General features: G+C 43.1%; 17 protein-coding genes and 1 pseudogene. 17 read left to right on the top strand and 1 reads right to left on the bottom strand.

What is annotated here, in order from left to right; genetic code table 11:
• Positions 1-88: 88 nt before the first annotated feature.
• The 16 genes and pseudogenes from recD2 to mtnN all read left to right on the top strand — a co-directional run bounded on the left by recD2 (position 89) and on the right by mtnN (position 16,337).
• Positions 89-2,521 carry an SF1B family DNA helicase RecD2 gene (recD2, locus tag A6K76_RS00285; protein ID WP_066460978.1) on the top strand — a complete coding sequence of 811 codons (2,433 nt, stop codon included), beginning with the start codon at positions 89-91 and terminating at the stop codon, positions 2,519-2,521.
• Between the two features lie 363 nt (positions 2,522-2,884).
• Positions 2,885-4,096, top strand: coding sequence for a NupC/NupG family nucleoside CNT transporter (locus A6K76_RS00280; RefSeq protein ID WP_066460974.1), 1,212 nt, complete (start codon positions 2,885-2,887; stop codon positions 4,094-4,096).
• Between the two features lie 458 nt (positions 4,097-4,554).
• Positions 4,555-7,212: an alanine--tRNA ligase gene (gene alaS / locus A6K76_RS00275; RefSeq protein ID WP_066460972.1), complete on the top strand. Its 2,658-nt coding sequence runs from the start codon at positions 4,555-4,557 to the stop codon at positions 7,210-7,212.
• 241 nt (positions 7,213-7,453) lie between these two features.
• Positions 7,454-7,723 carry an IreB family regulatory phosphoprotein gene (locus A6K76_RS00270; protein ID WP_066461081.1) on the top strand — a complete coding sequence of 90 codons (270 nt, stop codon included), beginning with the start codon at positions 7,454-7,456 and terminating at the stop codon, positions 7,721-7,723.
• Positions 7,720-8,136 (top strand): Holliday junction resolvase RuvX, encoded by a 417-nt coding sequence (gene ruvX / locus A6K76_RS00265; RefSeq protein WP_066460970.1) that lies wholly within the window; start codon positions 7,720-7,722, stop codon positions 8,134-8,136. Before A6K76_RS00270 ends, ruvX begins: the two co-directional genes overlap by 4 nt.
• 134 nt (positions 8,137-8,270) lie before the next feature.
• On the top strand, positions 8,271-8,609 hold the full coding sequence (locus A6K76_RS00260) for a DUF1292 domain-containing protein (RefSeq protein ID WP_066460968.1): 339 nt from the start codon (positions 8,271-8,273) through the stop codon (positions 8,607-8,609).
• An 83-nt stretch (positions 8,610-8,692) separates the two neighbouring features.
• A complete protein-coding gene (locus A6K76_RS00255) occupies positions 8,693-9,211 on the top strand; it encodes a DUF1292 domain-containing protein (RefSeq protein ID WP_066460967.1) in 519 nt (172 codons plus the stop codon).
• Between the two features lie 13 nt (positions 9,212-9,224).
• Complete coding sequence (locus A6K76_RS00250; RefSeq protein WP_066460966.1) at positions 9,225-9,560, top strand: zinc ribbon domain-containing protein YjdM; 336 nt, start codon at positions 9,225-9,227, stop codon at positions 9,558-9,560.
• 179 nt (positions 9,561-9,739) lie between these two features.
• Positions 9,740-10,876 (top strand): endolytic transglycosylase MltG, encoded by a 1,137-nt coding sequence (mltG, locus tag A6K76_RS00245; RefSeq protein WP_211271711.1) that lies wholly within the window; start codon positions 9,740-9,742, stop codon positions 10,874-10,876.
• 305 nt (positions 10,877-11,181) lie between these two features.
• Positions 11,182-11,814, top strand: coding sequence for an O-methyltransferase (locus tag A6K76_RS00240; protein ID WP_066460963.1), 633 nt, complete (start codon positions 11,182-11,184; stop codon positions 11,812-11,814).
• A gap of 5 nt (positions 11,815-11,819) precedes the next feature.
• Entirely contained in the window at positions 11,820-12,752 is a 933-nt protein-coding gene (locus A6K76_RS00235; protein WP_066460962.1) for a peptidase U32 family protein, read from the top strand.
• Positions 12,753-12,772: 20 nt separating this feature from the next.
• On the top strand, positions 12,773-14,062 hold the full coding sequence (locus A6K76_RS00230) for a peptidase U32 family protein (RefSeq protein ID WP_066460961.1): 1,290 nt from the start codon (positions 12,773-12,775) through the stop codon (positions 14,060-14,062).
• Entirely contained in the window at positions 14,059-14,682 is a 624-nt protein-coding gene (gene udk / locus A6K76_RS00225) for a uridine kinase (RefSeq protein WP_066460958.1), read from the top strand. The genes A6K76_RS00230 and udk overlap by 4 nt, the downstream gene beginning before the upstream one ends.
• Positions 14,683-14,881: 199 nt before the next feature.
• Positions 14,882-15,106, top strand: a pseudogene (locus A6K76_RS17245) (GreA/GreB family elongation factor); the annotation flags it as partial.
• Positions 15,098-15,568, top strand: a complete 471-nt coding sequence (locus A6K76_RS00220) for a GreA/GreB family elongation factor (protein WP_066461079.1) — start codon at positions 15,098-15,100, stop codon at positions 15,566-15,568. The pseudogene A6K76_RS17245 and the gene A6K76_RS00220, both read left to right, overlap by 9 nt.
• 76 nt (positions 15,569-15,644) lie before the next feature.
• Complete coding sequence (gene mtnN / locus A6K76_RS00215) at positions 15,645-16,337, top strand: 5'-methylthioadenosine/S-adenosylhomocysteine nucleosidase (protein ID WP_066460956.1); 693 nt, start codon at positions 15,645-15,647, stop codon at positions 16,335-16,337.
• 202 nt (positions 16,338-16,539) lie between these two features.
• On the opposite strand, the gene pssA is transcribed toward mtnN, so the two are convergent.
• Complete coding sequence (gene pssA, locus A6K76_RS00210) at positions 16,540-17,079, bottom strand: CDP-diacylglycerol--serine O-phosphatidyltransferase (RefSeq protein ID WP_066460953.1); 540 nt, start codon at positions 17,077-17,079, stop codon at positions 16,540-16,542.
• Between the two features lie 188 nt (positions 17,080-17,267).
• On the opposite strand from pssA, the gene A6K76_RS00205 reads away from it, so the two are divergent.
• On the top strand, positions 17,268-18,047 hold the full coding sequence (locus A6K76_RS00205) for a phosphatidylserine decarboxylase (RefSeq protein WP_066460952.1): 780 nt from the start codon (positions 17,268-17,270) through the stop codon (positions 18,045-18,047).
• Positions 18,048-18,322: the final 275 nt, after the last annotated feature.

Genomic DNA, 18,322 nt, shown 5'->3' with positions numbered 1-18,322 from the left:
TTATTCAAGTTCAAAAACATAAACAAACGAACGATTGCCAAATATATATGATAAAATGGACAAAAAAACGAACGAGGGAGGGGATTTTATGACGCAAATTCACGATTTATTTGAACAAAATAAATTATTCCTCGTCTGTCGCCCAATTGTGTCGATTTTCCACAACAGTGACAATATGTACTCGATCGTTCGCGTACGTATTCAAGAGACGAATTTACAATATGAAGAAAAAGATATTATCGTCGTTGGCTATTTCCCAAAGCTAAACGAGGAGGATGTATATCGCTTTACCGGACAGCTGCGCCAGCACCCGAAATATGGACAGCAATTCGCTGTTGAGACGTTTGCAAAGGAAGTACCGGCAACGGAACATGGGGTCATTCATTATTTGTCGAGCGATTTATTTACTGGGATCGGGCGAAAAACGGCGGAGTTAATTGTTCAAAAGCTCGGCACGAACGCCATTAAAAAAATTTTAGAGGACCCGCACGCACTCGATGACGTACCGCGCCTTTCAAAGGATAAAAAGGAAAAGTTGCGCGAAACGCTAGAGCAAAACTTAGGGCTAGAGCGCATTATGATTCAGCTAAACGAATGGGGATTCGGTCCGCAGCTTGGCATGAAGATTTATCAAACGTATCGTGAGCAAACGGTGGAGCTGCTGCAAGATAATCCGTACATGCTCATTGAAGATGTGGACGGTGTCGGCTTCCAAAAGGCAGATGAGCTCGGCGCAAAACTCGGCATTACCGGCACGCATAAAGACCGTGTCGCCGCGGCAATTTTACATGTGCTAACACAAGGTGCATTATCGGAAGGACATGTGTATTTAGAAGCGGAGAGCATATTAACGAGCGTAAAACAAATGCTTGAGCAAAGTCAGCCAGTTAATATTCCATTTGAGCTCATTTCACAGCTGCTAGTCGAAATGCGCGAGGAAAGTAAAATTTGTGGTGAGGAAACACGTGTGTACTTACCGTCGCTTTACTACTCAGAAGTCGGCATCGCTTCTAAGGTGCTCAACTTAATTGAGCGCAATACGCAGCACTCGACATTCCCGCTCGATGAAATTCGCCGCGCTATTGGGGATATTGAGGAAAGTGCCGGCGTGACATACGCACCGACGCAAATCGAGGCAATTGAAACAGCATTAAACGAAGCGGTCATGATTTTAACAGGTGGTCCCGGAACTGGGAAGACGACCGTTATTAAAGGGCTCGTGCACGTTTATGCGGAGCTGCACGGTTTATCGCTTAATCCGAGCGACTACGCCCAAAAAAATGAGCCGTTTCCGATTACGCTCGTTGCTCCAACAGGCCGTGCAGCGAAACGATTAGCTGAATCAACGGAACTACCAGCGATGACGATTCACCGTTTGCTTGGTTTCACAGGGCTTGAAAAGGACGAGGAAACGGAGCGTGAAATTGGTGGGAGATTGCTCATTATTGATGAAATGTCGATGGTCGATACGTGGCTTGCGCATCAGTTACTAAAAGCATTAAACAAAGATGTGCAAGTTGTATTCGTTGGCGACCAAGACCAGCTACCACCAGTTGGACCAGGGCAAGTGCTAAAAGATTTACTCGCCTCGAAAAAAATTCCAACCGTCGAGCTAAAGGACGTATACCGCCAAGCAGAGGGCTCAACGATTATCGAAATGGCACACCAAATTAAAAAAAATGAGGTGCCACAAAACATTACAGCAAAGACGTCCGACAGAAGCTTTATTCAGGCAAACGCACATCAAGTTGCAAACGTCGTCACACAAGTTGTGCAAAGTGCGTTAAAAAAAGGCTTCTCAATACGCGATGTGCAAGTGCTTGCGCCGATGTACCGCGGACCAGCTGGCATCGATGCATTAAACAAAGAAATTCAAGCTGTCGTCAATCCGAATGAGGACGGACGACGCCGTGAGCTATTGTTTGGCGAGACGATTTTCCGCGTCGGCGACAAAGTGCTGCAGCTCGTTAATCAGCCGGAAAATAACGTCTTTAACGGCGATATGGGTGAAATTATTTCCATTATTAAAGCGTCTGAAACGGTCGAAAAGCAAGATACGTTAATTGTGAGCTATGACGGCGTGGAAGTGACATATCAGCGCGGCGATTTAAAGCAAATTACGCTCGCATATTGCTGCTCAATTCATAAATCACAAGGCTCAGAGTTTGCGATGGTCATTATGCCAGTCGTGCGCAGCTATACGAAAATGCTACGTCGCAATTTACTGTATACCGGCATTACGCGCGCGAAAAACTTTTTAATTTTATGCGGTGAGCCAGACGTCCTCGTACAAGGCTTGCAGCGCACTGATGATTTACAACGCTTAACGACGCTAAAGATGCGCATTAACCCGGAAATATTCGAGACGGCAACAGCGAGTGTAGATGACATGCTACCGACAGAGCAAACGGATGCATTGCAGTTTGCATTAACGACTGAAACGGTGGCGGGAATTGATCCGATGATTGGCATGAATAATATGTCACCTTATGATTTTTTAAAGAAGGATGAAACGATTTAACGATAAGTGGGCTGATTTTTAGGCAGCCTGCTTTTTTGTTGTCGGATGAATTGCTCAAATGTGAAAATTGTTTGACGACAGACGTACCCGAATGATGCGTAAATGAACGAATAAAATGTTCGTAAATAACGTCTTAACATTCGTATTTTAATCATTTATAGCGAAAATGTAAGGTGGAATACACTTGTTAATTTTTTGATGCATTTGTGAAGAAACATGTTGAAAAATCGGAATATATTATTAATTTAACCTTTTCATTTTTCAATGCTACTATTTTTTTAGCGTTTTGATGTATGACTTCTTACATCAAACAACGAAATGTTATACGTATGCAATTTTAAAATTAAACGGAGAAGGTGTAGTATGAATATTTTATGGGGGATCGCCGGCATTTTAGCGATTACTGTAATCGGTTACTTATTATCAAGCGCACGTTCAAGTATTAAATGGCGCACAATTTTAGCAGGCTTAGCCGTGCAGCTAACGTTTGCATTTATCGTATTAGAGTGGGAGCAAGGACGTAAAGCGTTAATGGCTGTATCAGATGCAGTACAAAATTTAATTAGCTATGCAAATGAAGGGATCGCTTTCGTATTCGGTGGCTTAGCGAGCAGCGAGTCAGTCGGTTTCGTGTTTGCGATTAATGTGTTGACGATTATCATTTTCTTCTCGTCACTTATTTCTGTGCTGTATTATTTAGGCATTATGCAAATCATTATTAAATTCATCGGCGGCATTTTATCGAAGCTATTAGGTACGAGCCAGGCGGAATCAGTGAATGCGGCGGCAAACATTTTCGTCGGGCAAACCGAAGCGCCGTTAGTTATTCGTCCGTTTTTAGGGAAAATGACGCGCTCGGAATTGTTTGCCGTTATGACAGGTGGCTTAGCATCTGTATCCGGTTCAGTGCTTGTCGGCTACTCATTAATGGGTGTGCCGCTTGAATATTTAATTGCAGCAAGCTTTATGGCTGCACCAGCTGGGTTAGTAATGGCAAAATTATTATTGCCAGAAACAGAGCAAGTGGATTCATCAAACTTCAAAATGGAAAAAGACACGTCGTCAACGAACGTTATTGACGCGGCAGCTCGAGGTGCTGGAGACGGCCTACAGCTTGCGTTAAACGTCGGTGGGATGCTGCTTGCGTTCATTGCCCTCATCGCGCTACTAAACGGCTTGCTTGGCGGTGCGTTCGGCTTGTTCGGTGTAGAAGGCGTTACAATAGAAGGTATTTTAGGTTACGTATTTGCGCCGATTGCATTTATCATCGGTGTACCGTGGGAAGAAGCAGTTCGTGCAGGCTCATTTATCGGTCAAAAATTAGTGTTAAATGAATTTGTAGCGTACTCAAACTTCGGTCCAGAAATTCCGAGCTTATCGGATAAAACAGCGATGATTATTTCGTTTGCGCTATGTGGCTTTGCGAACTTAAGCTCGATGGCGATTTTAATCGGTGGTTTAGGCTCGATGGCACCAGAGCGTCGATCCGTCATTGCAAGCTTAGCTGTGAAAGCAGTTATAGCAGGTACGCTCGCTTCACTGTTGAGTGCGGCAATTGCTGGTATGTTTATGTAATAGAAGGAGCTGTTCAAGCGTTTGCTTGGACAGCTTTTTTGTATGCAACAGTCGTGATCGTAAGTCAATTGACGAAATGGACGCGTAAATTTGTACGTACGCGCAAATTTACGCTATAAAACGCCCGCTTCCACATTGACAGAAGCGCATTTCATTCATATAATTTACTTTATACTGAATAATGAATACGTTGACGGAGACAGTACGTTTACATACGTGATGACTAGAAAGAAGTTCCTTTGGCTGTAAGAGCTTCCACACAAGTAAACCGAACCGCTACTCCTGAGTGCAGCTAATTCCTGCCGTTCACTGCGTTAAAGTGCTAGAGATGCATAAATCAATGTATTTATGTGAACTAGGGTGGTACCACGAGCGAACAGTCCTCGTCCCTTTTTTGGGGATGGGGGCTTTTTTTATGCGCACGTATTCAAACATTATTATTAGGAGGAATTTCCATTATGAAAGCTACAGACATTCGTCGCCTTTATTTAGAGTTTTTTAAAGAAAAAGGGCATCACCTTGAACCATCAGCGCCACTTGTGCCAATTAACGACCCATCATTACTATGGATCAACTCAGGCGTTGCGACGTTAAAGCCATACTTTGACGGACGTATCATTCCAGACAACCCACGTATTACGAACGCACAAAAATCAATTCGTACAAACGATATTGAAAACGTAGGGAAAACAGCGCGTCACCATACGTTCTTTGAAATGCTTGGGAACTTCTCGATCGGTGATTACTTCAAAAAAGAATCAATTCATTATGCATGGGAGTTTTTAACAGACCCAAAATGGATGGGCTTTGAAAAAGAAAAATTATCAATTACGTTACACCCAGAAGACGAAGAAGCGTATAACGTATGGGCAAACGAAATCGGCATTCCGGAAGAGCGTTTAATTCGTATCGAAGGGAACTTCTGGGATATCGGTGAAGGTCCATCTGGTCCGAACTCTGAAATTTTCTATGACCGCGGTGAAGTGTACGGATTCGGTGCACCAGAGGAAGAAATGTACCCAGGTGGTGAGAATGAGCGTTACTTAGAAATTTGGAACCTTGTATTCTCTCAGTTTAACCATAACCCAGACCATACGTACACACCACTACCGAAGCAGAACATCGATACAGGGATGGGCTTAGAGCGTATCGTATCGGTTGTCCAAAACGTGCCAACGAACTTCGATACAGACTTGTTCATGCCAATTATTGAAAACGTAGAACAGTTCGCAAACCGTACGTACAAACGTCCACACGAAGTAGACTTAAAAGAAATTTTCGGCTCAGCTGAAGACATTAACACACCATTTAAAGTAATCGCAGACCACATTCGTACCGTGGCGTTCGCAATCGGTGACGGCGCATTACCATCAAACGAAGGTCGTGGCTACGTATTACGTCGTTTATTACGTCGTGCTGTACGTTACGCAAAACAAATCGGTATCGACAAGCCGTTTATGTACAAACTTGTGCCAACAGTCGGCGCAATTATGCAAGACTTCTACCCAGAAGTAACAGAAAAAGCAGAGTTTATCGCGCGCGTTATTAAAAACGAAGAGGATCGCTTCCACGAAACACTTGACGGCGGCTTATCGATTTTATCAGATGTAATCGAAGCGCAAAAAGCGAAAAATGAGCTTGTTATTCCAGGCGAAATCGCATTCAAGCTATACGATACGTACGGCTTCCCTGTTGAATTAACAGAGGAATACGCAGAAGAAGCGGGCATGACAGTTGACCATGCAGGCTTTGAAGTATCGATGAACGAACAACGTGAGCGTGCTCGTAACGCTCGTGCAGACGTTGACTCAATGCAAGTGCAAAGCGAAGTGTTATCAAATTTAACGCAAAGCTCTACGTTCATTTACGATGCATATGAAGAAAAAACGACAGTTGCGGCAATCGTTGTCAACGGTCAAGAGACAAACAAAGCTTCTGAAGGCGAAGAAGCGTTAGTTATTTTAAGTGAAACACCGTTCTACGCAGAAATGGGTGGACAAATTGCCGATACAGGTGTCATCGAAGCAGATACGTTTAAAGCGATCGTTAAAGACGTACAAAAAGCGCCAAACGGTCAACCACTTCATACAGTTGTGATCGAGTCTGGTGAAATGAACGTAGGCGACGCAGCAGTAGCAAAAGTTGACGAAGAGAAACGTAAATACATTTTAAAGAACCATACAGCGACACACTTAATGCACCGCGCATTAAAAGATGTTTTAGGTGACCACGTAGCACAAGCAGGTTCTTACGTAGGTCCAGACCGTTTACGCTTTGACTTCTCTCACTTCGGCGCAGCAACGAAAGAAGAGCTTGCACAAGTGGAGCGTGCGGTAAACGAGCAAATTTGGGCAGATATCGAAGTGGTCATTCAAGAAATGGATATCGATTCAGCAAAAGCGATGGGCGCAATGGCATTATTCGGCGAGAAATACGGCGATGTTGTACGCGTCGTTGCTGTATCTGATTATTCAATCGAGCTTTGCGGTGGTTTACACGTATCACGCTCATCTGAAATCGGCATGTTCAAAATCGTTTCTGAAGGCGGTATCGGTGCAGGTACACGACGTATCGAGGCGGTAACAGGTAAAGCGGCGTATGAGGCGATCAAGGAAGAAGAAGCGGTGTTAGCAGAAGCAGCAGCGTTATTAAAAGCAAATCCAAAAGACGTTGCAACACGCGTCGCATCGCTTCAAGCAGACTACAAAGAATTGCAGCGTGAAAACGATTCGTTATCACAAAAAATGGCGAACGCTCAAGCTGGCGCTGTATTAGATGCAGCGAAAAAATTCGGTGATGTAACGGTGCTTTCAACAGTTGTCGATGCAAAAGATAACAATCAATTACGTCAAATGATGGACGACTTAAAATCGAAAATGGATAAAGCAGTCATCGTACTTGGCGCAACAGACGGCGACAAAGTCATGCTTTGTGCAGGTGTAACGAAAGACATCGCTGGTAGTGACTACCATGCTGGTAACATCGTGAAGCACGTAGCAGAGCAATGTGGCGGTAAAGGCGGCGGTCGTCCAGATATGGCGATGGCTGGTGCAAAAGATGCAGACAAGCTAGAAGCAGCATTAGCATCTGTATACGAGTTACCAGTGTTTGCTTAATCGTTGTTCGGTAGCTAATTGCTCGTAGTAAAAGGCGAATGTTAGCGACAATGAATACTTCGCAATTGTTCGCGATAACGGGGTTTGAGCCGCGCATGCGGAAAGCGAGCCTCGATGCGAAGGGCGAGAAGGAAAATGAATTAAGACAAATTCATTTATACTACTTGTGAAATCATGTATACTGAGAAAAAAGGAGATGCGCTTTTTGCATCTCTTTATTTCTGAAAGCGAGGTGCTGGGTATGGATTCATTCGATCACACGATGAAGTTCAGTTTTTCAGACGAATCGATGGAGCAGGAAGTGAAGCAAGTAATGTTGAAGGTGCATGCCTCTTTAGAGGAGAAAGGCTATAACCCAATTAATCAAATTGTAGGTTATTTATTATCTGGCGATCCGGCATACATTCCTCGTCATCAGGATGCTCGTAATTTAATTCGAAAACTAGAACGTGATGAAATATTAGAGGAACTCGTAAAATTTTATATGAAGCATAACGAGGATACGAAATGAGAATTATGGGATTAGACGTTGGTTCACGCACAGTCGGAGTGGCAATTAGCGACGCGCTTGGGTGGACAGCACAAGGCATTGAAACGGTGAAAATTAACGAAGATGAGCAAGTATTTGGTTTAGATCGTTTAGCCGAGCTCATTAAAGAATATACAGTGACAGAAATTGTCGTTGGTTACCCGAAAAACATGAACAACTCAATCGGTCCGCGCGGTGAAGCATCGGAGCATTATAAGGCGATGCTAGAGGAACGTTTCGGGCTACCTGTGAAATTGTGGGACGAACGCTTGACAACGATGGCGGCAGAACGTATGCTCATTGATGCAGATGTTAGCCGTAAAAAGCGTAAGCAAGTCATTGACAAAATGGCGGCAGTTATGATTTTACAAGGCTATTTAGATAGCAAAAATTAATGTTATGATAAAAATGCAAATGTAACGATCGAGTCGTTTGGCTCGAAGCAAGAGGCGGACGCCCGCAGTAAGCTTGCTTCGATAGCGAAGAGCTTTTGTAATTTTTAAATTTAACGATGAAAAGAGGAACTCACATGACAGAACAACAAGAGCGTCATATTACATTAGTAGACGCAGAAGGTAACGAAACGTTATTCGAAGTACTTGAAACATTCAAAAACGAAGAAACAGGCAAATCATACGTATTCATTTCTGAAGTAGGTGCAGAAGAAGACGAAGATGGCTGTGTAGAAATTCACGCATATTCTTACGTAGAAGATGAAACAGGTGAAGGCGGCGACATTTTCCCAATTGAAACAGATGAAGAGTGGGAATTCGTTGAGTCAAAAATGGAAGAATTAGAAGACCAAATTAACGCGTTAGAAGACGAAGAAGACGAAGATGACCAACCAAATAAAGGTCAAGTGAAGTAATTTTCGTTTCAATAACAAATGAAAAACAGGAGGAGGCAATTTGTCTTCTCCTCTTTTTCTGTAAATATAAAGGAGCGATTCATATGGAAGAGCAAACATTTACAATCCAAAACGAAGCAGGCGAGGCTGTTACATGTCGCGTTGTGTTTACATTTGACGCAGAGGAGCGCTCATACGTATTATTTACGATGGACGGCGACGACTCAGGACAACTATCAGCGCTGCGCTACGTGTTAAACGACGCGGGCGAAGTGTCAGACTTTGAAGACATCGAAACGGACGAAGAGTGGGCGATGGTTGAAGAAGTGATGAACACGTTAGTTGACGAGTTTTCACAAGACCAACAAAACTTCATTACCGTAACGAATGCAGAAGGCGACGACGTAGAATATCAAATTTTACACCGCTTCCAACATCCAGAAACGAATAAAGATTATTTATTTTACGGCGACTTAGACGAAAACGGTATCGTAACAGAAGTGTTCGCTTCAGCGTACGTTGCAGGCGCACAAGGCGAAGTAATCGACTTATTACCGATTGAATCAAACGACGAGTGGGCATTTGTTGAAACAGTACTACAAATGCTGCAAGGTCAAAACTAAAGGAGCGAGAGAAATGTATCCAAATTGTCCAAAATGTAATTCATCTTACACGTATGAAGATGGCGTGAACTACGTATGTCCAGAGTGCGCACACGAATGGCCAACAGCTGGCGAAGTAGAAGAAGTCGTTGTGATTAAAGACGCAAACGGCAACGTGCTGCAAGACGGCGATACAGTAACGGTTATTAAAGATTTAAAAGTAAAAGGTAGTTCAAGTGCCGTGAAGCAAGGAACGAAAGTGAAAAACATTCGCTTAGTGCCGGATGCAACAGATGGTCATGACATCGACTGCAAAATCGATGGCTTCGGTGCAATGGGCTTAAAATCAGAGTTCGTCAAAAAAATTTAATGAACATAAAGGGCTGTGCTAACGTCAAAAGGCTAAAGCATAGTCCTTTTTGCTATGATGATGAAATAGGAAATGTGCATGGAGCGAACAGCTCGTAAAAACAATACAGTTTTGTTTGTCACGCATAGCATAATCTTGTATCATTATTTAGAGAAATAACTAGGAGGGGTCGTTTTGTGATGGATCCAGAGAAAAAACAGCGCATGCTCGAAAAAATCGAACAGCGTGCAGCAGAAAGAAAAAAAATGCGCAAAATATTCCTCATCATTACAGGGATTTTATTTGCAATTGTACTCGGCTTAGGGATTTACGCGTACATATTCGTCACGAGCGCGCTTGAGCCAGTGGACGAAACATCAGAGGAAATCGTCAAAATCGAAGTACCGCTTGGCTCAGGTGTGACGACGATTGCGAACATTTTACAGGAAAATGGACTTGTGCAAAATGCGAAAGTGTTTAAATACTATGCGAAGTTTAAAAATGAATCGCAGTTCCAAGCAGGTGAGTATGAGCTAATGAAATCGATGACGTTAGACGAGTTGATTGAAAGCTTAAAAACAGGTACCGTTTACCGCGAACCAGTGTTTACTGTCACATACAATGAAGGCTGGACACTTGAGCAAATTGCAGTGCGCGTTGAAGAGAAAACTACGCATACAGCAGCAGCGTTTTTAGCAAAAGTAAACGACCCATCATACATTCAAGAGCTTGCAGCGAAATTCCCGACGCTTATTAACCCAGAGGAAATGCTTGCAGAAAACGTAAAATATCCGCTAGAAGGCTATTTATACCCAGCGACATATCCTTACTTCGAGGAAAACCCACCGTTAACGCTGATCATTGAGCAAATGATCGAGGAGACAAATAAATATGTCGTGCAGTATCAAGATGCGATTGCAGCAAACAAATGGATTAACACACCGCATAAATTTTTAACGTTCTCGTCACTGCTTGAAAAAGAAGCGACAGGCACGACAGACCGCGCGACGATTGCATCGGTATTCTTTAACCGTTTAGCAGAGCCGATGCCGCTACAAACGGACCCGACTGTGCTATATGCGCTAGGGGAGCACAAAGACCGCGTGCTATACAAAGATTTAGAAGTACAAGACCCGTATAACACGTATCAAAATGCAGGGCTGCCACCAGGGCCGATTGCAACAGCAGGGGCGACATCATTTGAAGCGGCATTAAGCCCGTCGAAAACGAGCTACTTATATTTCTTAGCGGATAAAGATGGCAAAAACCACTTCGCAGAGACATACGCAGAGCATCAAGCAAACGTAGCGAAGTACATTAACACACAATACAATTAAAAGAACGATCGATTGGAGGAAAGAACATTCGCTTTCCTCCAATTTTCATGTTATTATAGATTGTGATTTTTTGATGTTTAACGAATGTTGAATGAGCAAAAATACGTAGAAGGTGGGCGCGAGTGCTGCTCTCCTTTTTTCTGTGTAAACGTCCATTTTGAACGACGAGCCGAGCAATAATCCACGTAAGCATTTCGCCCTGTAAGCGATCACTTATGCGCGACTGTTGATGAAGTGCGGCGTTTCTAATGAACGAGCATAGCCGTTTGTATACTGACTCTTCAACAAAGTAAGGAGAAGGCAACATGGAATTATCGGATCACTATATTGCGACGTTTATTCATGAGCGAAGTGAGCTTTTACTCGAGATGGAGCGTTATGCAGATGAACACCACGTACCGATTATGCAGCTAGCGGGCATTGAGGCGTTAGCACAGCTACTACGTATTCAGCAGCCAACAAGCATTTTAGAAATTGGTACAGCAATTGGCTACTCGGCAATTCGTATGGCAGAAGCGTTACCGAATACGCACATTACGACAATTGAGCGCGACATAGCTCGCGTCGACAAAGCGCGTCACTTTATTTCGCGCTCAGACGTCGCATCGCAAATTCGCGTCATTGAAGGCGATGCGCTTGAAGTTGATAACGCAGAGCTACTACCGCAATACGATGCGATTTTTATCGACGCGGCAAAAGGACAATACCAAAAGTTTTTTGAAAAGTATTCGCCGCTCGTACCAAGTGGTGGTATTTTATATATCGACAACATGTACATGCACGGATTATCGGATTTAGATATTAAAGACGTACCGCGCAGAAAACGTACGATGATTCGGAACTTAAAGACGTTTTCAGATTGGATTTTAAGCCATGAGGAGTACACATCAGCATTCTTCCCCATTGGAGATGGCATTTTAATTTGTTTAAAGAGGTGAGCAACGTGACAAAACCAGAATTATTAGTAACACCACAATCAGTGGAGCATGTAAAAGCATTAATTGAAGCAGGTGCAGACGCATTTGTCATTGGAGAGCAGCAGTTCGGTCTACGTTTAGCAGGAGACTTTACAGTAGACGAAGTACGTGAAGCGACAGCGCTTATTCACGCAGCAGGGAAAAAAGTATACGTCGCAGTAAATGCGATTTTCCATAACGACCGTTTAGATGCACTAGACGTTTATTTACAGCACATGCAACAAATCGGTGTGGACGCGTTATTATTCGGTGATCCAGCAGTCGTTGTAGCTGTACGTGAACTAGGCATTACGATTCCGCTACATTGGAGCCCAGAAACGATCGCGACGAACTGGTTCCAAGCAAACTACTGGGGGGAGCGCGGCGCAACACGTGCTGTATTAGCGCGCGAGCTATCACTTGATGAAGTAATCGAATGTAAAGAAAACGCGAAAGTGGAAATTGAAGTGCAAGTACACGGCATGACATGTATGTTCCAGTCGAAGCGTTCATTGCTTGGCAACTACTTCTTATTCCGCGATGAAGTGATGGAAGTTGAAAACCGCAAGCAAAATCGCAACATGTTTTTACACGACAAAGAGCGTAAAAACAAATACCCAATTTATGAAGATGTAAACGGCACGCACATTTTCTCACCGAACGACATTTGCATTATTGACGAACTTGGCGAGCTATTTGAAGCAGGCATCGATTCGTTAAAATTCGATGCGGTGCTACAAGACTTTGACTACACAGTGAAAGTGACAAACCTTTACCGTCAAGCAATCGATGCGTACTTTGATGAAGGTGAAGACGCATACGAGGACATAAAGGACGACTTATTAGCGCAAATTGAGGCAATTCAGCCAGCATTACGCCCGTTAGACACAGGGTTTATTTTTAAAGAAACGGTGTACTAAGGCGAGGGGGGAACACGACGATGTTACAATTAATTCAAAACGAAAAAATTCGCAGCGTAGTCGATGGCAAGACGGTCATTACGAAAAAGCCAGAGTTATTGGCTCCTGCAGGTAGTTTAGAAAAATTAAAAGTCGCTGTACATTACGGCGCAGACGCAGTATTTATCGGTGGTCAAGAGTTTGGTCTTCGTTCAAATGCAGGCAACTTCACGATTGACGAAATGCGTGAAGGAGTCGAGTTTGCGAACAAGTACGGCGCTGTTATTTATGTCACGACGAACATTTTCGCGCATAACGAAAATATGGACGGCTTAGAGGAGTATTTACAGGCAATCGAAGGAGCAGGCGTGCGCGGCATTATTGTAGCGGACCCACTCATTATCGAAACGTGTCGCAACGTCGCGCCGAAGCTTGAAATTCATTTATCAACGCAGCAGTCGTTATCGAACTGGAAAGCGGTAAAGTATTGGAAGAGCGAAGGGTTACACCGCGTCGTGCTTGCACGTGAAGTAGGTGGCGAGGAAATGCGCAAAATGAAAGAGGAAGTGGACATTGAAATCGAGGCGTTCGTGCACGGTGCAATGTGTATCGCTTACTCTGGTCGATGCGTATTATCAAACCATATGACAGCGCGTGATTCAAACCGTGGTGGGTGCTGTCAATCATGTCGTTGGGATTACGACTTATATGAAGAAAATGGCGGCGAAGAAGTAGCGTTATTTGGCGAGACGGACGCACCGTTTGCGATGAGCCCGAAAGATTTAAAATTAATTGAATCGATTCCGCATATGATTGAGCTAGGGATTGATTCGTTAAAAGTAGAAGGGCGCATGAAGTCGATTCATTACGTAGCAACTGTTATTTCGGTATACCGTAAAGTCATCGATGCATATTGTGCAGATCCAGAAAACTTCAAAATTAAGCGTGAGTGGTTAGAAGAGTTAGACCGCTGTGCGAACCGCGAAACAGCGTCATCGTTCTTCCTAGACGAGCCAGGGCATGAGCAGCAAATGTTCGGTGCAGAAGCGGCACGCACGAAAAATGCGGCATGGGACTTCGCAGGACTTGTGCTTGATTACGATGCAGACACACAAATGGTAACATTACAGCAACGTAACTTCTTCCGCCCAGGCGATACGATCGAGTTTTTCGGTCCAGAAATTACGAGCTTCCAAATGACGGTTGGCGACATTTTTAACGAGCAAGGCGAAAGTTTAGATGCAGCGCGTCACCCATTATCAACAGTGCGCTTTAAAGTAGAGCAGCCAGTATATCCAAACAACATGATGCGTAAGGAGCTAAAAAAATGATGACAAAGCGTCCAGTCGTAATTGGCATTGCAGGTGGCTCTTGTTCAGGGAAAACGAGTGTAACACGTGCTATTTCTGAAGTGTTTAAGGACCATTCAGTCGTAATTATTGAGCAAGATTATTATTATAAAGACCAGGCGCATTTAACGTTTGAAGAGCGTCTGAAAACGAACTACGATCATCCTTTTGCGTTTGATAATGATTTATTGATCGAGCACATTAACACGTTACTAAAGCGCCAAGCAATTGAAAAGCCGGTGTACGATTACGTGCATCATACGCGTGCGGCCGAAGTCATTCCAGTAGAGCCAGTAGACGTAATTATCGTCGAAGGTATTTTAGTATTAGAGGATGCGCGTTTACGCGATTTAATGGACATTAAAATTTTCGTCGATACAGATGCGGATTTACGCATTATTCGTCGTATTCAGCGCGACATTAAAGAGCGTGGTCGTACAGCAGATTCGGTCATTGAGCAATATTTATCAGCGGTGCGCCCGATGCATAACTTATTTATCGAGCCGACGAAGCGTCATGCGCACGTCATCATTCCAGAGGGCGGCGACAATGAAGTAGCAATCGACCTACTTATTACGAAAATTAAAACAATTGTTGAATGATGACATGTTATGTAATATGATAGGGAAAGTATGAACAGCGGTTCATCTAAAGAACTATTGAAATATTTTCCTTTATACATTACAATTGACGCTATATAAATGCTTATACAAAATCGACCATTTAGAGAAAATTCTCTGTATGGTCGAGTTTTTCTATTTTGTAATCGCTTTAATATAAGCGCAAAATTTTAAGGAGTGAATGAAGTTGTCTAACGAAAAAACATACCCTATGACAATTCTAGGGAAATTAGAAAAAGAGCGTGAAATGGAGCAGTTAATTAAAATTAACCGTCCTGAAATCGTTGCACGCATTAAAGAAGCACGCGAGCTAGGCGATTTATCGGAAAACGCTGAGTACCATGCAGCGAAGGAAGAGCAATCGATTTTAGAAGGACGCATCGCAACAATTAATACGATGCTACGCTTTGTAGAAATTATTGATGATACAATTTCTGTAGAGGAAAAGGCGAAGTTAGAAGTGCAGTTAGAAGAAGCCCAAGCGAAAGTAGTAGAGTATGTAGAAGGCGTAGAAGCAGCAAAAGCAAACAATGCAAAAGAAGAAGCGCTTTTATTAGAAGAAAAAGTAAAGCTTGAAAAATGGTATGCAGATAAAGTACAAGAGTTATTAAACACAGTAATTGTAACAGCGGCGAAAAAATCAAGCGAAGACGTAACGATCGGTAAAACTGTTACGTTTATCGAAATCGGTGAAGATGACGAGGAAGAATACACAATCGTTGGGTCAGCAGAGGCGGATCCACTTGAAGGTAAAATTTCAAATGACTCACCAATCGCAAAAGGCTTACTAGGTAAAAAAGTAGGCGACAAAGTAAAAATCGCAACTCCAGGTGGCGATATGGAAGTCGAAATTATTAAAATTCAATAATACATGTCGATAACACATGTAATAAAAGAGGAAAGAAGCTTGCGGTTGCAGGCTTCTTTTTCAAGGAGGAACCAATATGAAAATTGCGGTAATTGGTGCAATGGAAGAAGAAGTACAATTATTACGTGAAGCGTTACAAAACGTACAAACAGAAAAAATAGCAGGTACGGAATATACAACAGGCACGCATGAAGGGCAAGACGTTGTGTTAATGAAAAGTGGCATCGGTAAAGTAAGTGCATCGATGTCAACGGCGATTTTACTAGATCGTTTCAAGCCAACTGTTGTCATTAACACGGGATCAGCAGGCGGCTATGACCCGACGTTAAAAGTTGGGGCAATCGTCATTTCGGATGAAGTGCGTCATCATGACGTTGATGCGCGTGTATTTGGCTATGAAATCGGTCAAGTACCGCAAATGCCAGCTGCGTTTAAATCAGACACAAAATTAATTCAAGTAGCAAAAGACGCAGTAGAAGCGGTTGGTGAACATGAATACGGTGTAGGCTTAATTTGCTCAGGTGACGTATTTATGAGCGACCCAGAGCGCGTTGAACTAGTGCGCAGTCAGTTCCCTACAATGAAGGCTGTAGAAATGGAAGCAGCAGCTGTTGCACAAGTATGTTACCAATTTGGTACACCATTCGTTGTCATTCGCGCATTATCGGACATTGCGGGCAAGCAGTCAAACATTAGCTTTGATGAGTTTTTACCAGTAGCAGCGAAGCATTCAACACAAGTTGTGTTAAAAGTGATTGAAATGCTGTAAAAATTAAGCGTGTTGATACGCCATCTTTATACAGTGAAATTGTAGTGGCACAGCTTCAGAAATTTATGTGCGACGAGCAATCGCAGGAGCACATGTTTTTTCTGTCTCGAGTAATCGCAGAGACAACGCGAGCTGTATAACGCGCACGGCCGATCAATAGATATCGTAATCAATAAAAAAAGTGTAATCTGCCTCGCGCAGATTACACTTTTTTCATTGTAAACGTACTAATCATTAAAATCGCCAAGATCGGCGTTAAAAACATATAAAACACCGGGCTTGCTACTTGAATGAAGAAAAATGTAAATGTTAGTAAAGATCCAGCGGCTGTAATCGGAAGACCTGTAAAGTAACCGTTCGCTTCAGATACATTAAAGCGTGCTAAACGTAAAGCGCCGCAAACGATATATAACACGGTCATGAACATACCCGCTGTGCTAAAATCTTGAAGCACTGCTTCGTACATTAAAAGAGCTGGTGCGACACCGAATGAGATGACATCACTCATCGAATCGAGCTGCTTACCAAGCTCGGACTCTTGTTGAAGCTTACGAGCAACTTTTCCGTCATAGCGGTCAAGTAACGCTGCAATAAAAATAAATAAGACCGCATAGCTATAGTAGCCTTCGAGCGTTGCCATAACTGAGGCGCCCCCGAACGACATATTTGCGATTGTTAAAATATTTGCAGCTTGCGATTTTAATTTTTTAACCGTGGTATCCACCATATGTAGAATAAACATGGGGAAACACTCCTTTTAGAATATGGCGTAGAATAAGTCCAAATTTGCGCTGCTCACAATCAAAAAACAATTCAGATGTGCATTGTGTTCTAAAGTTAGACATGTTTAAATGAAAAGAGCACATATATTTTTTTATTATACTTCGAACTGCGCGAAAATGTAAGGTCGAATTTAAGCGAGGCATATTTATGATTGAGAAAATTTTTCAAAACTGCATAGAGTTAACGAATAAAAGATGGTCATCTGCTTTGTTAAAGCGTGTTGTGCAGTCACCAATTAGCAAGTATTTCATACCATCTTATAGTAAAGTATACGACATTAACGTACAAGAAGTTTCAAAATCATTGGACGAATTTACGTCGTTACATGATTTTTTTACGCGTACACTTGTGAGTGGTAGTCGCGTAGTCGCAAAAGGCAATGTATTGACGAGTCCGGTTGATGCAAAAATCGAATCGTTCGGAGCTATTACAAACGGGATGACGTTTACGGTAAAGGGCAAGCCGTATTTGCTTGAGCATTTACTCGGCAGTCAGGAGCGTGCAGCAGCATATAAAAACGGTCAGTACATCGTCTTTTATTTAAGCCCAGCTGATTATCATCGTATGCATAGCCCAGTCGATGCGCGTGTCGTGCGTCAGTATGTGCTCGGTCAGCATTCCTATCCAGTTAATCAAATGGGTTTAACGTACGGAAAGAAGCCGCTATCGCATAATTATCGCATGGTGACGCAGCTTGAAATGGCAGGCGGTATGCATATGGAATTCATTAAAGTTGGAGCGATGTTTGTCAATTCAATTGCGCTAACGAACACGACTGATGTGTGGCGTCGTGGCGAGGAAGTCGGTTATTTCACATTTGGTTCGACTGTTGTCATGCTGTTTGAACAGGAAACGGTGCAATTTAACGAAAATGTGACGCAAGGAGCGATGATTCAAATGGGTACATCGTTTGCAAATGTGTTATAATAGTTTAGTTAATTTCAACAGACGTTTACATGAATTCACGTGTTGTGCGTGAATTCATTTTATTGTGTCGTATAAAATGTGTTGATTAGTGAAATCTTCGTAGTGAGTTTTTTAAGCATCACGTACGTATGTTGCTTGGAACGAGAGGCGGACTCCAGCGGGAATAGCGTGAGCCTTGAGACCCCACAGCGGAGCGAGGAGGCTCAAGGAAGACAGTAAGCGCCACGTCCATGTGGCACTGCCTTCAGAACAAACATCGTGTTCGCCCCCACGCC

The organism is Caryophanon latum, assembly GCF_001700325.1.
Taxonomy (GTDB): Bacteria; Bacillota; Bacilli; order Bacillales_A; family Planococcaceae; genus Caryophanon; species Caryophanon latum.
This window is presented reverse-complemented; position numbering and strand designations above follow the sequence as displayed.

Coding starts and splice junctions, on each gene's coding strand:
- mtnN (WP_066460956.1), top strand. CDS start 15,645: ATGAAAATTGCGGTAATTGGTGCAATGGAAGAAGAAGTACAATTATTA.
- mltG (WP_211271711.1), top strand. CDS start 9,740: ATGGATCCAGAGAAAAAACAGCGCATGCTCGAAAAAATCGAACAGCGT.
- A6K76_RS00280 (WP_066460974.1), top strand. CDS start 2,885: ATGAATATTTTATGGGGGATCGCCGGCATTTTAGCGATTACTGTAATC.
- A6K76_RS00270 (WP_066461081.1), top strand. CDS start 7,454: ATGGATTCATTCGATCACACGATGAAGTTCAGTTTTTCAGACGAATCG.
- A6K76_RS00230 (WP_066460961.1), top strand. CDS start 12,773: ATGTTACAATTAATTCAAAACGAAAAAATTCGCAGCGTAGTCGATGGC.
- A6K76_RS00220 (WP_066461079.1), top strand. CDS start 15,098: ATGCTACGCTTTGTAGAAATTATTGATGATACAATTTCTGTAGAGGAA.
- udk (WP_066460958.1), top strand. CDS start 14,059: ATGATGACAAAGCGTCCAGTCGTAATTGGCATTGCAGGTGGCTCTTGT.
- A6K76_RS00205 (WP_066460952.1), top strand. CDS start 17,268: ATGATTGAGAAAATTTTTCAAAACTGCATAGAGTTAACGAATAAAAGA.
- alaS (WP_066460972.1), top strand. CDS start 4,555: ATGAAAGCTACAGACATTCGTCGCCTTTATTTAGAGTTTTTTAAAGAA.
- recD2 (WP_066460978.1), top strand. CDS start 89: ATGACGCAAATTCACGATTTATTTGAACAAAATAAATTATTCCTCGTC.
- pssA (WP_066460953.1), bottom strand. CDS start 17,079: ATGTTTATTCTACATATGGTGGATACCACGGTTAAAAAATTAAAATCG.
- A6K76_RS00250 (WP_066460966.1), top strand. CDS start 9,225: ATGTATCCAAATTGTCCAAAATGTAATTCATCTTACACGTATGAAGAT.
- ruvX (WP_066460970.1), top strand. CDS start 7,720: ATGAGAATTATGGGATTAGACGTTGGTTCACGCACAGTCGGAGTGGCA.
- A6K76_RS00255 (WP_066460967.1), top strand. CDS start 8,693: ATGGAAGAGCAAACATTTACAATCCAAAACGAAGCAGGCGAGGCTGTT.
- A6K76_RS00260 (WP_066460968.1), top strand. CDS start 8,271: ATGACAGAACAACAAGAGCGTCATATTACATTAGTAGACGCAGAAGGT.
- A6K76_RS00240 (WP_066460963.1), top strand. CDS start 11,182: ATGGAATTATCGGATCACTATATTGCGACGTTTATTCATGAGCGAAGT.